16 protein-coding genes are annotated in these 15502 nt (G+C 57.9%); 15 read left to right on the top strand and 1 reads right to left on the bottom strand.

Annotated elements, in window-relative coordinates; genetic code table 11:
* The 15 genes from JLG71_RS18855 to JLG71_RS18785 all read left to right on the top strand — a co-directional run bounded on the left by JLG71_RS18855 (position 1) and on the right by JLG71_RS18785 (position 13544).
* On the top strand, positions 1 to 573 hold the full coding sequence (locus tag JLG71_RS18855) for a phage baseplate assembly protein V (protein ID WP_116280363.1): 573 nt from the start codon (positions 1 to 3) through the stop codon (positions 571 to 573).
* Positions 570 to 932: a GPW/gp25 family protein gene (locus JLG71_RS18850; RefSeq protein ID WP_116280364.1), complete on the top strand. Its 363-nt coding sequence runs from the start codon at positions 570 to 572 to the stop codon at positions 930 to 932. Before JLG71_RS18855 ends, JLG71_RS18850 begins: the two co-directional genes overlap by 4 nt.
* A complete protein-coding gene (locus tag JLG71_RS18845) occupies positions 919 to 1827 on the top strand; it encodes a baseplate assembly protein (RefSeq protein ID WP_116280365.1) in 909 nt (302 codons plus the stop codon). The genes JLG71_RS18850 and JLG71_RS18845 overlap by 14 nt, the downstream gene beginning before the upstream one ends.
* Complete coding sequence (locus JLG71_RS18840; RefSeq protein ID WP_116280366.1) at positions 1820 to 2491, top strand: phage tail protein I; 672 nt, start codon at positions 1820 to 1822, stop codon at positions 2489 to 2491. The genes JLG71_RS18845 and JLG71_RS18840 overlap by 8 nt, the downstream gene beginning before the upstream one ends.
* 1 nt (position 2492) lies before the next feature.
* Positions 2493 to 4442 (top strand): CotH kinase family protein, encoded by a 1950-nt coding sequence (locus JLG71_RS18835; RefSeq protein ID WP_200913748.1) that lies wholly within the window; start codon positions 2493 to 2495, stop codon positions 4440 to 4442.
* Positions 4443 to 4452: 10 nt separating this feature from the next.
* A complete protein-coding gene (locus JLG71_RS18830; RefSeq protein WP_116280368.1) occupies positions 4453 to 5571 on the top strand; it encodes a hypothetical protein in 1119 nt (372 codons plus the stop codon).
* 51 nt (positions 5572 to 5622) lie between these two features.
* Positions 5623 to 6708: a phage tail protein gene (locus JLG71_RS18825; protein ID WP_116280369.1), complete on the top strand. Its 1086-nt coding sequence runs from the start codon at positions 5623 to 5625 to the stop codon at positions 6706 to 6708.
* A 148-nt stretch (positions 6709 to 6856) separates the two neighbouring features.
* A complete protein-coding gene (locus JLG71_RS18820) occupies positions 6857 to 8029 on the top strand; it encodes a phage tail sheath protein (RefSeq protein WP_116280370.1) in 1173 nt (390 codons plus the stop codon).
* A 9-nt stretch (positions 8030 to 8038) separates the two neighbouring features.
* Positions 8039 to 8554, top strand: a complete 516-nt coding sequence (locus JLG71_RS18815; RefSeq protein WP_004150986.1) for a phage major tail tube protein — start codon at positions 8039 to 8041, stop codon at positions 8552 to 8554.
* 52 nt (positions 8555 to 8606) lie between these two features.
* Positions 8607 to 8906 (top strand): phage tail assembly protein, encoded by a 300-nt coding sequence (locus JLG71_RS18810; RefSeq protein ID WP_004223950.1) that lies wholly within the window; start codon positions 8607 to 8609, stop codon positions 8904 to 8906.
* Positions 8907 to 8920: 14 nt separating this feature from the next.
* Entirely contained in the window at positions 8921 to 9040 is a 120-nt protein-coding gene (locus JLG71_RS18805; RefSeq protein ID WP_002896220.1) for a GpE family phage tail protein, read from the top strand.
* Positions 9033 to 11663, top strand: coding sequence for a phage tail tape measure protein (locus JLG71_RS18800; protein WP_116280371.1), 2631 nt, complete (start codon positions 9033 to 9035; stop codon positions 11661 to 11663). The genes JLG71_RS18805 and JLG71_RS18800 overlap by 8 nt, the downstream gene beginning before the upstream one ends.
* Complete coding sequence (locus tag JLG71_RS18795; RefSeq protein WP_004223957.1) at positions 11660 to 12145, top strand: phage tail protein; 486 nt, start codon at positions 11660 to 11662, stop codon at positions 12143 to 12145. The genes JLG71_RS18800 and JLG71_RS18795 overlap by 4 nt, the downstream gene beginning before the upstream one ends.
* 5 nt (positions 12146 to 12150) lie before the next feature.
* Positions 12151 to 13239, top strand: a complete 1089-nt coding sequence (locus tag JLG71_RS18790; protein WP_227638760.1) for a phage late control D family protein — start codon at positions 12151 to 12153, stop codon at positions 13237 to 13239.
* Between the two features lie 86 nt (positions 13240 to 13325).
* Positions 13326 to 13544, top strand: a complete 219-nt coding sequence (locus tag JLG71_RS18785) for an ogr/Delta-like zinc finger family protein (RefSeq protein WP_004223962.1) — start codon at positions 13326 to 13328, stop codon at positions 13542 to 13544.
* A gap of 222 nt (positions 13545 to 13766) precedes the next feature.
* On the opposite strand, the gene JLG71_RS18780 is transcribed toward JLG71_RS18785, so the two are convergent.
* Positions 13767 to 15452 carry an aspartate:alanine antiporter gene (locus tag JLG71_RS18780; protein ID WP_004849356.1) on the bottom strand — a complete coding sequence of 562 codons (1686 nt, stop codon included), beginning with the start codon at positions 15450 to 15452 and terminating at the stop codon, positions 13767 to 13769.
* Positions 15453 to 15502 lie beyond the last annotated feature (50 nt).

The following is a 15502-nucleotide window of genomic DNA, read 5'->3' as shown; positions in this document are numbered from 1 at the left end:
ATGAACATTCAACTTACAGAAATTATGCGCCTTATCACCAATCTGATCCGCACCGGCATTGTGACTGAAGTGGACCGGGACGGCTGGCTGTGCCGAGTGAAAACAGGCGACCTCGAAACCAACTGGATTAACTGGCTGACCTACCGCGCCGGTAAATCCCGCACCTGGTGGTGTCCGTCGCCGGGGGAGCAGGTGGTGCTGTTCAGCCTGGGCGGCAATCTGGAAACAGCGTTTGCGCTTCCGGCCATCTACTCCGACGCGTGCCCGCCGCCGTCCGACTCTGAAAGCGCGGACGTGACCGAATACGAGGATGGCGGCTGGTTCGAATACGACCCTGCCACCGGGCACTGGATTATCCGGGGCGTTAAAGCCGTGCTGATTGAGTCGTCACAGCTGGTTTCCTGCAAAACAGGGGAACTTGTGATCGAGGCCGACACGACCCGTATTAACAGCAACGTGATCATGAATGGCGATGTGACCCATGGCGGTGGAGCTATGACGTCAAACGGCGTCGTTGCTGATAAGCATAAACACCCTGGCGACAGCGGCGGAACAACGGGAGATCCAATTTGACGCTCTATATCGGGATGAATCGCGATACCGGCCAGGCCATTACGGAAACGGACCACCTGCGCCAGTCCGTACGGGATATTTTGCTGACGCCGCAGGGTAGCCGCCTTGCCCGCCGGGAATATGGTTCCCTGCTGTCAGCGCTTATTGACCAGCCGCAAAACCCGGTGTTGCGCCTGCAAATCATGTCGGCGGTGTACGTCGCGTTGCAGCGCTGGGAACCACGGCTGCAGCTCGACACCATCACGATTAACAGCAGCAGTATGGATGGTTCCATGGTGATTGAGCTGGCAGGCCAGCGTAATGACGGTGTGCCGGTATCGCTGTCCGTATCGACTGGAGCAACCAATGGCCGTTATTGACCTTTCTCAGTTACCGCCGCCGCAGATCGTGGATGAGCCGGATTTTGAAACCCTGCTGACAGAGCGTAAGGCGGAGTTTGTCGCACTCTATCCGGCAGAAGAGCAGGAAGCCGTGGCCCGTACTTTAACGCTTGAGTCAGAGCCGATCGTTAAAACGTTGCAGGAAAACGTGTACCGGGAGCTGCTGCTGCGCCAGCGAATTAACGAGGCGGCACGGGCCGTCATGGTGGCCTATTCCGGCGGGGATGACCTGGACAATTTAGGCGCGAATAACAACGTACAGCGCCGGGTGATTACGGCTGCGGACGACACCACCACGCCACCCACTGAGGCGGAAATGGAGTCGGACGCGGATTATCGGCAGCGCATCCCGGCGGCCTTTGAGGGGATGAGCGTTGCCGGGCCGGTTGGCGCGTATGAATTTCACGCGCTGAGCGCCGATGGCCGTGTGGCAGATGCATCAGCGTTCAGCCCTGCACCGGCGGAAGTCGTGGTGACGATTCTGGCCCGCGACGGTGATGGCACTGCGCCGGATGACTTGCTGCAGGTGGTTGGTGTTGCACTGAATGATGAGGCCGTGCGGCCTGTAGCGGACCGGGTGAGCGTGCGCTCTGCTGAGATTGTCCGTTATGAAATCGATGCGGTTCTGTATGTCTATCCCGGCCCGGCAAAGGAACCCATCCTCGCTGCCGCGAAAGAGCAGGGCACAGCATACATCAATGAGCAGCGCCGCCTGGGGCGTGATGTGCGGCTGTCTGCGATTTATGCTGCTCTGCATGTTCAGGGCGTGCAGCGGGTTGAGCTGATGCAGCCCCTGGCTGACATGGTAATAGATAAAACGCAGGCGTCCTATTGCACCGATTTTAAAGCAGAAATTGGTGGCTCTGATGAATAGCCTGTTACCGCCGGGATCATCGTCGCTGGAGCGCAGGCTGGCGCAGGCCTGTTCATGTATCAGTGATTTAAGCGTACCGCTGCGTGACCTCTGGAACCCGTGGAAATGCCCGGTGAAGTTTCTGCCGTATCTGGCGTGGGCGTTTTCTGTCGACCGCTGGGAAGAAACCTGGTCAGAGAGGGAGAAGCGTCAGGCGGTCAGCGATGCGTTCTGGATCCACCAACGTAAGGGGACGGTGGCGGCGGTTCGCCGGGTGATTGAAAACCTCGGCTACAGCATGACGTTACAGGAGTGGTGGGAGGTGGCCGACCCCGCCGGGACATTCCGCCTTGAGATTGACCTGAATGATATCGGTATTACCGAGACGATGATTAAGGAGCTGGAGCGGATTATTGGCGATGCGCGGCCGGTCAGCCGCCACATTGCCCGCCTGTCACTGTCAGCGGGGACCACCGGTCCGGTGTATACCGGCGCCGCCTCGTGCGGCGGGGAGGTCATCAGCGTGTACCCGCCGGAATACACGCCGGATGAGGCTGCCCGTTATGACGGCGGCGGGTTCCATTCCGGGTCGGTCACCTATACCGAAAATCAGCGCGGGGAAGACTCACATCGCTATGACGGGCGCACTTTTCACGATGGCCGTGGCGTTTACGCAGGAGAATAACATGAGTGCAATTAACGAACAGACGAAATGGGAAGATGAGGTTTACCTGCTGGCGCGTGAAGACCGGGTGGAGGGCGGCATTTATGGTCCGTCAAACAAACAGGCCCGGCAGCTGGCGAACCGTACCCGCTATTTAAAAACCGCCGTTGAGTCGCTGCAGGACTACCGGGATTACACCTTCTTCATGACCCCGGATGACCCGGACGGTACTGTTGCGGGGCTTGCCGGTACGCCGGAGGGGAAACTCTTTCGCGTGGTGGTGCCTGACAGCGAGGGGCAACTGCTGGCCTTTATCTATTACCAGAAGCGCAACGGCCAGGCGAACCGGCTGAATGCGCTGGCAAGTCAGCAGGCGATTACGTCCCTGCGACAGCAGCTGGAGCAGGACACCGGCGCGGCGCTGGATGGCCTGACCGCGTTGCAGTCCGGTCTCCAGTCGCTGACGGCCGCACTGATGCAGCTCGGTCTCGATGAGATGGCCGCGCAGGTGACCAGCATGGCCGCTTCACAAAAAAGTCAGTCAGACCAGATTCAGGCGCTGATGCTGGCGTTTCAGTCCGGTATGCGGGCGCTGGCTCTGGTGGAGGCCACCCCCGAGGAGGTGGAAAGTCATCAGCTGAGTAACCTCTATGCCTTCCAGGTGCTGGCCCGTCAGCTGCTCCCGCTCGATGGCTTCGACCCGTCAGCGGCAGGCAGCGGCACGGGAAACCGGGAGGCGCAGGCGCAATATCCGGGCGTGTTTGCCTTCGGTGAGCCGCGCGGTCTGATTCGCCTGGACGTGACCTCCGACAGCGGCGCACCGACCAGCAAGGACAACCCGGTTAACGGCACCTTAAAGGTGGACGTCGACGGAGAGATGTTCACGGCATACGTGTCCTTCAAGGTTCAGGGGGCGTCGTCGGCGGGATACCCGAAAAAGAACATGAAATTCGAGCTGTTTGCCGACGCGGCGCATACCGAAAATGTCAGCCTGAAAATCGGGGATGTGGTGCCGAAGGACAAATGGATTTTCAAGGCGAACTGGATTGACTCGACTCACCTGCGCAATGTGCTCTGCTACAACCTGTGGCAGAAGGTGATGGCGACCCGCAGCGGCTGGCCGCGCCGGGATATTGATAACAGCTACGTGGGGAAGCTGGGGGCCAGCGCCATTGATACCGGCGCCATCGGCTGCCCGAAGGGGTACGCCTGCGTGCTGTATATCAACGGTGAGTTTTACGGGGTAGGGGATTTTCTCTACAACTCGTCACGCAAGGATTACAACATCGCCAAAAACAGCCCGGAGCAAATCATGATTATCTGGGACGGGGCGATTAACATCCCGGCGCTCACGGATAACGGCACATGGGTGATGGACTCACCTTCGAAACCCACGGCGGAAACGGCTGCGTGCCTCGACCGCTGGCGGGACTTCGCGCAGTCCGCACAGGACGCGTTTACCACCGCTGCCGGTACGCATCTGGATAAAAACAACGTGGTGGATTTCTATGTCTTCCTCAGCTTTATCTGCGCCCCGGACTGCGTGCAGAAGAACACCACGTTTATCACCTGGGACGGTACGAAATGGTTTTTCATGCCCTATGACCTGGATACCACCTTTGGTCTGCATTACGCCGGGACGTCGATTGCCTATCCGCCAGACCTGAATCTGTTTGATAACGGCCTCGCCATGCAGGTCAACCGCACCTTCTGGAAGAAAGTCCGTACTACCTTCCAGGCGGAAATGAATGCCCGCTATGCCGAACTGCGGGATAACGGGCTGTTTTCACAGGGCGGCGTGCTGGGGCTGGCCCGCGACCTGCTGGGACGCTACACCCCGGAACTGATGCAGGCTGAATATGAAAAATGGCCGAATGTGCCCTCCCTGAGCATCACCAGTCTGGACCAGATGATGGACTGGACCCGACAGCGTATTGCATACCTGGACACTTTTTTCAGCTACCACCAGTAAGGACACCACCATGACCACGATTTTAGTCAAAGATGCGCTGCGGACCTCCGTTGAGGCGGCTTCGGGCGGAAAACAGACGGTGCTGTATACCCCGAAGGGACAGCCGACCTTTGTGAATATTATCCCGAAGGTGAGTATCGAAAGCCTGAACCCGGCGATGGGGATTTCCGGCGTACACCCGGCCTTTAAGCAGGGCGATAGGGAAATCCCGTATCTGTATGTCGGAACCTATCAGGGATGCGTGCTGAACGGCGAGGTCCTGAGTCTGCCCAACGTAGATGCGAATGCCTGTAACGCAACCAGCGCCACTCTTATCCCGTTACTGAAAGCGATGGGCAGCACCTGGCACGGCATGACGTCGGTCGAGTGGGCGCTGATGCAGGCGATGGCCGTGAAAAGCCGGTACAGTCCCCTGGGTGCCGATGTGTACGGCAAGTCCGCGCTGGATGCGACCCAGACCGGACGCCGTATCGACGGCAAAGAGGCAGGCGATTTGTCCTCACAGTCTCCGCGCATTTATACCGGCTCCGGTCCGGTCTCTTATCGTCAGGACAAAAAATACAACGGCATCAGCGATCTTGCCGGAAACGTCTGGGAGCGTACCTACGGCGCGCGTGTGGTGGGTGGCGAAATCCAGCTCTACGGGACCGGCAATGAGGCCGCGCTCGCCGCCTCCGCGGTGTTCAGTGCGCACGGCGCTGATGTGCCGGGCTGGTACGCCATCCATGCGGTGACCGGGGCCTTTATCACCCCGACACATACAGGGAACACCACCACGGCGGACTATGTGGCCACCACCCCCAACAGCGTGCGGGCGGTGACAAAAACCACCGGGCTGGCTGACAACGAGTTTTATCACCCGGCCTGGGGCGGGACCTTCGTTCAGCCGCAGAACACGCTGTCGGAAGCGGTAAAAAATCTTCTGGAGCTGTATGGCGTGTGGCCGTCCCTGACCGGTAAGGCGATTGTCCCGGCGGGGTCGACCGTCAACTACAACGCGGGCGCGACAAGCTGCATGCATCCGGTGCGCGGTAAGAACGATATTTTCCAGTTTGGCTTTGCCAACAATATCGAAGTGCTGAATTCCGAGATGGGTCTGCGCCCGGTGTATTACGCGCCCCTGAGTTAATCCCGAGGCCGCCCCGCTCCGGCGGGGAAGCCCGCTATTACGGACTGCCTTATGAGTAAAAAATTCAGCGCCATACTGACCACGCAGGGGGCTGAACGCCTGGCCGCTGCGGCGGTGAAGGGTATCCCCCTGGGTATCACTCACATGGCCGTCGGCGACGGGGGCGGTGTCCTGCCGGTGCCGGTGCCGTCCCCGGACCAGACCGCCCTGATTAACGAGCAGTACCGCGCACCGTTGAACCGCCTGGTCATCGCCGACCAGGCGGCAAATGTTATCCGTGCCGAAATGATAATGCCGCCGCAGGCCGGGGGCTTCTGGATACGCGAGGCCGCACTCTTTGACGAGACCGGCACCTGCCTGGCGGTGGCGAACCTGCCCGAATCCTACAAGCCGCTTCTGGCGGAAGGGTCGGGACGTTTCCAGGTGATTAACATCTGGCTGATGGTGAGCCAGACTGCAGACGTGCAGATGATTGCCGACCCGTCAGTGATTCTGGCGACGGTGGAAGAAGTCCGCCGGGCGGGGAACAACGCCAAAGATTATGCCGATGACATTGTTTCCACTCTGGAGAATGAGACAAGGGAGGCCATTGCATCAGCGGTCAGCACTGCTATCCGTGATTTCTGGGAAGCGGAAAACCCCGTCGGCACGGTCCGGTTTTACAGTCAGCATGTGGACCCGAATGAACGCTACCCGTGGTCAACGTGGACGTATACCGGTGAAAACAGAACCCTCCGCGTGGCAAAAGCGGACGGCTCCAATGTCGGCACCACCGGCGGCAGCGATACGGTCACCCTTCAGCGGGCGAATCTCCCCGCCGTGCAGATTAATGTAACCGGCTCGGCCTCTGAAGTGGAGGAGCAGAGGCTGAGAACCGGCAGAGGCGGCGGGCATAAGCACAAAGGCGGGATGGCGGGGCCAGGTGAGGCCTGGGACAGTAATTATATTGTGGGCTCCGATAATGACAGCCGCCGGACGCGAAACTATACCTCTGACGAGGGCGAGCACGACCACGAATACACGGTACCGGGTCACGGTCACTCAGTCAGCGGCAAAACCGATAACCTCGGCGAGAGTAAATCGCTCAGCGTGGTGGAGGCTCACACTCTGCTGATGTGCTGGAGCCGCGTTGCCTGATGGACAGCTAAAACCCCGAACAAATCAGCCCCGTAACGGGGCTTTTTTTCTGCCTGCGGTTGTATCAACCACGGTACAACGGGCATCAACGGCTTGCGGTGAATGATTTCCATACCATGGGTGTACCCCTAAACAGGAGATTCATTCCATGGCGCAAGACTACCACCACGGCGTGCGCGTTGTAGAAGTTAACGACGGCACCCGCTCTATCACGACGGTGAGCACGGCGATCGTGGGCATGGTGTGCACCGGCGATGATGCCGATGCCTCCATGTTCCCGCTCAATACGCCGGTACTCCTTACCGACGTGCTGACCGCCAGCGGTAAAGCGGGCGAGTCCGGCACGCTGGCCCGCTCACTGGACGCTATCGCAGACCAGGCAAAACCCGTCACCGTAGTGGTGCGCGTTGCCCAGGGCGAAACCGAAGCGGAAACCACCGCTAACATCATCGGCGGCGTGACCGCTGAGGGTAAGAAAACCGGCATGAAGGCGTTACTTTCGGCGCAGTCGCAGCTGGGTGTGAAACCGCGCATTCTCGGCGTACCGGGGCATGATACGCAGGCCGTATCCACTGAGCTGCTGAGGGTGGCGCAGAGCCTGCGGGCCTTTGCGTATATGTCAGCTTACGGCTGTAAGACGGTGGAGGATGCGATCGCCTACCGCGACAACTTCAGCCAGCGTGAAGGGATGCTTATCTGGCCTGACTTCATCAACTTTGACACGGTGCTGCAGGCGGATGCGACCGCCTACGCCACCGCCCGCGCCCTGGGATTGCGCGCCAAAATCGACGAGCAGACCGGCTGGCACAAAACCCTGTCTAACGTGGGCGTCAACGGCGTAACAGGCTTCTCTGCGGATGTGTTCTGGGACCTGCAGAACCCGGCAACCGATGCCGGGCTGCTGAACCAAAACGACGTCACCACGTTGATCCGCAAGGATGGTTTCCGCTTCTGGGGTTCCCGCTGCCTCAGTGATGATCCGCTGTTCCAGTTTGAAAACTACACCCGCACCGCGCAGGTGCTGGCTGACACCATGGCGGAGGGCCATATGTGGGCGGTGGACATGCCGCTTAACCCGTCGCTGGCCCGCGACATTATCGAAGGCATCCGCGCCAAAATGCGCAGCCTGGTGAATCAGGGCTACCTCATCGGCGGTGATTGCTGGATTGATGACAGCGTTAACGACAAAGACACCCTGAAGGCCGGGAAGCTCTGGATCGATTACGACTACACGCCAGTGCCGCCACTGGAAAACCTGATGCTGCGCCAGCGCATCACTGACCGTTACCTGGTGGATTTCACCACCCGCGTAAGCGCATAAGGGGGACCCATGGCCTTACCACGCAAACTAAAACACCTGAACATCTTCAACGCCGGTAACAGCTGGATGGGCATTGCTGAATCCGTCACCCTGCCGAAATTTTCCCGCAAGCTGGAGAACTATCGCGGCGGCGGCATGCCCGGTTCAGTCGGTATCGATCTGGGGCTGGATGATGGCGCACTGGATACGGAAATGACCATCGGCGGCACTGAAGCGCTGCTGTTCAAACAGATGGGCAAGGCCACGGTGGATGGGGTGCAGATGCGCTTCACCGGCTCTATCCAGCGCGATGATACCGGCGAGGTGCAGGCCGTTGAGCTGGTTGTGCGCGGACGCCACAAAGAGGTGGATTCCGGCGAGTGGAAAACCGGCGAGAGCAATACCACCAAAGTCAGCAGCGTTAACAGTTACGCGAAGCTGACCATTAACGGCGAAGTGCTCTATGAGGTTGATGTGATCAACATGATTGAAATTGTTGACGGCGTTGACCTGATGGAAGAGCACCGAAACGCCATCGGCCTTTAATGCAGCACTGGCGCGGGATGCCGCGCCAGCCACCCAATAACAGGAAAAGAACATGAGTGAGAAAAAAGAAGCAACGGTGAAGCTGGATAGCCCGATCACGCGCGGTGATACCACGATTACGGAAATTGTGCTGCGTAAGCCGCAATCCGGCGCGCTGCGCGGTACGCGACTGCAGGCGGTGATGGAGATGGACGTGGCCTCTATGATGACCGTGATCCCCCGCATCTCCACACCAACGCTGACCCCGCAGGAAATGGCGGACCTTGACCCTGCTGACCTTGCCGCAATGTCGATCGAGGTGGTCCTTTTTTTGTTGCCGAAGTCGGCGTTTGCCGATTTGCCGACAGCCTGACGGTAGATGACCTGGTGGCGGATATCGCCACGATCTTTCACTGGCCGCCGTCCGTCACTGACGTTATGCCGCTTACAGAAGTGCTGGAGTGGCGGCACAGAGCGATAATGCGAAGCGGGGCCAGCGATGAGTGATAAAAACCTGCGTCTGCAGGTGGTTCTGAATGCGGTTGATAAACTCACCCGCCCTTTAAAAGTTGCGCAGGCTGGCTCTAAGGAGCTGGCCTCCGCCGTCCGGCAGACCCGCGAACAGCTTAAACGGCTGAACGATGCGGGGGGCCAGTTAAAATCCTTCGATCAGCTGTCACAGAGCCTGAGCCGGACCAGTAACGAACTGGACCAGGCGCGGCTGCGTGCGCAGATGATGACCCGCGAAATGTCAGCCCTTGAATCCCCCACGAAAAAGCAGACGGCGGCGCTTGAAACGCAATGGCGGGCCGTGTCACGTCTGGAGCAAAAGCAGCAGCAGGAAACGCGACAGATGGCGGCAGCCAGGGCGGAGCTGTACCGCCTTGGCATCTCTGCGGGCGGCGGTGCCCGTGAAACGGCACGCATTACCCGCGAAACGGATCGCTATAACAAACAGCTGGCAGAGCAGGAAAGGCGCTTGCGGGATGTGGGCGAGCGCCAGCGCAAGCTGAATGCGGTCAGGGCCAAAGCTGACAAGATGCAAGACGTGCGTAACAGCCTGGCGGGGAACGGTGCCGGGATGATGGCGGCCGGGGTGACAACGGGCGCGACTCTGCTGGCGCCTATTCGCGCCTACTCGGAATCAGAGAACGCGGCTAACCAGCTGGCTGGCTCCATGATGGGGCCGGGTGGAAAGGTTGCGGCGGAGTTCCTGCAGTTGAATAAGCTGGCGATCGCCCTGGGTGACCGGCTTCCCGGCACCACGGCAGACTTTCAGAACATGATGACCATGTTACGCCGTCAGGGTATGTCTGCGCAGGTCATCCTGGGCGGGCTGGGTGAGTCGGCGGCGTATCTCGGCGTACAGCTGCAGATGGCCCCGACGGATGCCGCCGAGTTCGCTGCGAAACTGCAGGACGCCACGCAGACCACCGAAAAAGACATGATGAGCCTGATGGACGTGATCCAGCGGGGTTATTACGCGGGCGTTGACCCTGGTAATATGCTGCAGGGATTTTCAAAAATCAGCGCCGCGATGGACATTATCAAGCTCCAAGGCCTGGACGCTGCAAAAACCTTCGCGCCGCTGCTGGTCATGGCTGATCAGGCGTCGATGGCAGGGGAGTCTGCTGGTAATGCCTACCGAAAGATTTTTCAGGCCACACTGAACAATAAAAAGATTGATAAAGCAAATGATGTACTTGCAGGGACAGGTATAAAGCTGAGTTTTCAGAACAGTAAAGGCCAGTTTGCAGGGCTGGAAAACCTTTATAAGCAACTGGATAAGCTGAATAAAATTACCGACGATGGGAAAAAGCAGGCTGTCAAAGCAACCCTTTTTGGTGATGACGCGGAAACCCTGCAGGCACTGAACATCATGATCACAAAAGGGATAGCGGGCTATCGTGAAACCGCCGCCAAACTGGAGAACCAGGCGACCCTTCGTGAGCGTGTAGAGGCGTCACTTAATACCCTGGGGAATAAATGGGAAGCCGCTGGCGGCTCGTTTACTAACGCCATGGCGAGTATCGGTGAAACCGTCGCGCCGGTACTGAAAAATATTGCTGACTGGTTAGGCGATCTGGCGTCAGCTCTCGACGGGTTTGTTAAGCGTCATCCGCAATTGACAGCCGCACTTTTCAAGATTGCGGCCGTATTTGCCATCGTTGCTACTGCTGCGGGTGTGTTGTCGCTGGCGCTGGCGTCCATCCTGGGACCTATGGCAATTGTACGTGTAAGCGCCGGGGTTTTGGGCCTTAAATTTACCTCTGTGTTTGTCCTTATCACGAAAGTGATTAGCGGTACGGGCCAGGCGATCCTGTGGCTGGGCAGGTTGATGATGGCTAACCCCATACTGGCAATAATTGGCCTCATTGCGATGGGGGCCATTTACATCTGGCAGAACTGGGAAACGCTGGGGCCGAAGTTTAAAGCTCTGTGGGATGCCATCTCATCCGGCGTATCAGGGGCATGGGCTGTGATTAAGCAGACTATCAGCAATAAATGGGATGAAATTCTGAATGATGTTGCCGCGCTGCCCGCGAAGTTTAAAGCAGTGGGCGGGGCAATCATTGACGGCATCCTGAGCGGTATCAATGAGAAATGGGAGACGCTCAAGAGCAAGCTGGCATCGGTAAAAAGCTACCTGCCGGACTGGATGACCGGCGGCGACAAATCACCTGGTGCCACCCAGCAAAAAGGCGCCGGAGGATTCTTTGCGGGGATGTATGACAGTGGCGGTTATATTCCGCGCGGGCAAGTGGGCATCGCGGGAGAAAATGGCCCGGAACTGATTAACGGTCCGGCCTATGTGACCAGCCGCCGGAGGACCGCAGCGCTGGCCTCCATTGTCGCCGGAATGATGGGGGGAGCAATGCCTGCAGAGGCTGCGCCGCTTCATCCAATGAGCCTGCCGGCAGCATCATACCGCCCAGCAGCAGAGAAACCGGCAGGTACGCAGCCGGTATTCCAGTTTGAAACCCAGGCACAAATTATTATCCAGGCGCAACCAGGGCAGAGTCCGCAGGATATTGCGCGGGAGGTCGCGCGACAACTCGATGAGCGCGAGCGCCGCATGAGGGCTAAGGCCCGCAGCAGTTTCAGCGATCAAGGGGGGTACGATTCATGATGATGGTTCTGGGCTTGTTTGTGTTTCAGCTGCGCACGGTGCCCTATCAGCAACTGCAGTATCAGCGGAACTGGCGGCATGTGACCAACAACCGCGTTAATCGCCGTCCGACCACGCAGTTTCTGGGGCCAGATAACGATCAACTGACGCTCTCCGGCGTCCTCATGCCGGAAGTTACTGGCGGCCGGTTGTCGCTGCTGGCGCTGGAGCTGATGGCGGAGCAGGGCAAGGCCTGGCCTCTGATCGAGGGCGGCGGGACCATCTACGGTATGTACGTGATTGAAAGTCTGAGCCAGACGAAAACGGAATTTTTCGCCAGCGGTGAAGCGAGAAAAATAGAGTTTTCGCTGGGACTTAAACGGGTGGATGAGTCGCTGTCTGAAATGTTCGGCAGCCTGAACGACCAGCTTAGCAGTCTGCAGGACTCCGCTGCGGCAGCGGTAGGGAATATCAGAAACACGGTGGGAGGATTACTGCAGTGAGTGAGATGACTGATTTACTCAATCAGGGCAGTAAGACACCGGCCTTTCGCATCGTGATCGAAGGCAAAGACGCAACGCAGACCCTGGATAAACGTCTGCTGGGTATGACGCTGACCGACAACCGCGGATTTGAGGCTGACCAGCTCGATCTGGAGCTGGACGACGCCGACGGCCTGGTGATGATGCCGCGTCGTGGCGCGGTGATTTCTCTGGCGCTGGGGTGGAAAGGCGAGCCGCTGTTTTCGAAAGGAAAGTTTACTGTTGACGAGATAGAGCATAGCGGCAGCCCGGACAGGCTGACAATCCGTGCCCGTAGCGCGGATTTCAGGGAGACGCTAAATGTCAGGCGTGAAAAGTCATGGCACAAAACGACGGTGGGCGAGGTGGTGAAGGAAATTGCCACGCGGCACAGCCTGAAGGTTGCCATCGGCAAAGATGTTGCTGCGCAGGCACTGGACCACCTTGATCAGACCAACGAAAGCGATGCGAGTTTTTTGATGAAGCTGGCGCGGCAGTACGGTGCGATTGCCTCGGTGAAGGACAGTAATCTGCTGTTTATCCGGCAGGGGCAGGGAAAAACGGCAAGTGGTAAATCGCTGCCGGTCATCACTATTACCCGTAAGGACGGTGACAGCCACCGGTTCAGCCTGGCTGACAGGGGAGCGTATACCGGGGTGATTGCTCACTGGTTGCATACACGGGAACCGGCAAAGAAAGAAACGGCTAAGGTGAAGCGCCGACGGAAGACGACAAAACCAAAAGAGCCAGAAGCAAAGCAGGGGGATTACCTGATCGGGACGGATGAGAACGTGCTGGTACTGAACAGGACCTATGCGAACCGCAGTAATGCGGAACGCGCAGCAAAAATGAACTGGGAGCGGCTGCAGCGTGGTGTGGCGTCATTTTCCCTGCAGCTGGCAGAAGGCCGCGCGGATCTCTATACGGAAATGCCCGTGAAGGTCACCGGCTTTAAACAACCCATTGATGACGCCAGTTGGACCATCACCACGTTAACGCACACGGTCAACCCGGATAGCGGATTTACGACCAGCATCGAGATGGAAGTGAAAATTGATGATTTAGTAATGGACTGAGGTTTTCAAAAGAGAACTTAAAGTTCACAAAGTGAAATAATGTTGTATCATTATTGCGATTTAAGCAAAAATGGTAGGGACGTAAAATGATGATTTGCCCATTATGTGGAAGTGCAGCCCATACTCGCAGCAGTTTCCAGGTCTCTTCAATGACCAAAGAACGTTACAACCAGTGCCAGAATATCAACTGCAGCCATACGTTCGTAACGCATGAGACTTTTGTTCGCTCAATTTCTACACCTAAAGAGGCCCATCCTGTGCAGCCTCACCCCACAAATTCAGGCCAGGCTGCGCTGGCTCTTTGAGGCTGTCGCCACTTTGTCGCCATGTCTTAAAAATAGGGGTTGTAACTCAATGATTTTAAAGGCTGTAAAATTCAGGCAACAAAAAACCCATCAACCTTGAACCTAAGTGGCGGGGTTGATGGGCTCCACAAAATGGGGACATCAAAGAAAAGCAGTGGCACTACTTATGACTGATGCCAGCAAAAAAAGTTCTGCGTATGCGCGTTTTTTTTCTTAAAAAATTCACTGTAGCCCCGGCCAGATGATGACAATCAGCGTACCTGCCAGGGTTAACAACACGTTAGCGATGGCGTAGGTCCCCGCGTATCCCAGCGCAGGAATATTGCTGCGCGCGGTATCGCTGATGATTTCCATCGCCGGCGCGCAGGTACGGGCCCCCATCATGGCGCCGAAGAGCATCGCCCGGTTCATGCGCAGCACGTACGCGCCGAACAGGAAGCAGATAACCACCGGCACCAGGCTGACGATGAGGCCCGCCGCCAGCATCTGACCGCCGACGGCGCCGAGGCCGTTATTTATGCCGGCGCCCGCGCTGAGCCCCACGCCTGCCATAAACACCATCAGGCCGAACTCCTTCACCATATTCAGCGCTCCCTGCGGAATGTAGCCAAACGTCGGATGGTTGGCGCGCAGGAAACCGAGCATAATGCCGGCAAACAGCAGACCGGCGGCGTTACCGATGCCGAAGCTGAACGAGCTGAACTGGAAGGTGATCATGCCGATCATCAGGCCAACGATAAAGAAGGCGCAGAAGGCGAGCAGGTCGGTCACCTGGCTGTGGATGGAGATAAAGCCGATACGATCCGCGACGGTTTTAACGCGACGCGCGTCGCCGCTGACCTGCAGCACATCGCCCTTGTTGAGCACCACGTTATCGTCGATAGGCATTTCGATCTGGCTGCGGATAACGCGGTTTAAGAAGCAGCCGTGATCGGTCAGCTTCAGCTGCGCCAGGCGACGGCCGACGGCATTGTGGTTTTTGACCACGATCTCTTCGGTGACGATGCGCATATCGAGCAGATCGCGGTCGAAGACCTCTTTGCCGTTACGGAAGCTTGGGTCGAGGCGGGCATGGGCATCCGGGTAACCTACCAGGGCGATATCATCGCCCATCTGCAGCACCGCATCGCCGTCCGGGTTCGCGAGAATGCCGTTGCGGCGGATGCGCTCAATGTAGCAGCCGGTCTGGCGGTAAATGCCCAGCTCGCGCAGGTTTTTACCATCAGCCCACGCCACCAGCTCCGGACCGACGCGGTAGGCGCGGATCACCGGCAGATAGACCTTGCGCCGGGAGTCGGTATCGAGGCCGCGCTCGCGGGCGATTTGCTGGGCGCTGGTTTGCAAATCCTGATGCTGCAGCTTCGGCATATAGCGGGCGCCGACGATCAGGCTGACCAGGCCAATCAGGTAGGTCAGCGCATAGCCGAGGCTCAGATGATCGAGCGAGAGGGCGAGCTGGTCGCTGGGCATGCCGAAGTGCCGTAGCGTATCCCCGGCGCCCACCAGCACGGGCGTGGAGGTCATGGCGCCGGCGAGCATCCCGGCCGTCAGGCCGATATCCCAGCCGAAGAGCTTACCCAGCCCCATGGCGATCAGCATCGCGCTGCCGACCATCACCAGCGCGAGCATCAGGTAATTTTTGCCGTCGCGAAAAAAAATAGAAAAAAAGTTGGGCCCCGCTTCCACGCCGACGCAGAAAATAAACAGCATAAAGCCGAGATTGAGGGCATCAGTGTTAATACTGAAATGCTGTTGCCCTAATAATAGGGAAACCACTAAAACGCCAATGGAATTACCAAGTTGTACCGACCCGAGACGCAGTTTCCCGAGGCAGAGTCCTAATGCAAGCACAACGAACAATAACAGGATGTAATTCCCGTTTAACAAATCTGCGACGTTTATATTCACGAAAGCCAACTTCTCATTTACTAGTAAGTTGTTGAAGGAAATGGTTATTT

Source organism: Klebsiella michiganensis, from assembly GCF_015139575.1.
Lineage (GTDB): Bacteria > Pseudomonadota > Gammaproteobacteria > Enterobacterales > Enterobacteriaceae > Klebsiella > Klebsiella michiganensis.
Note: the sequence above shows the minus strand (reverse complement) of the source record. Positions and strands in the feature narration are given on the sequence as shown.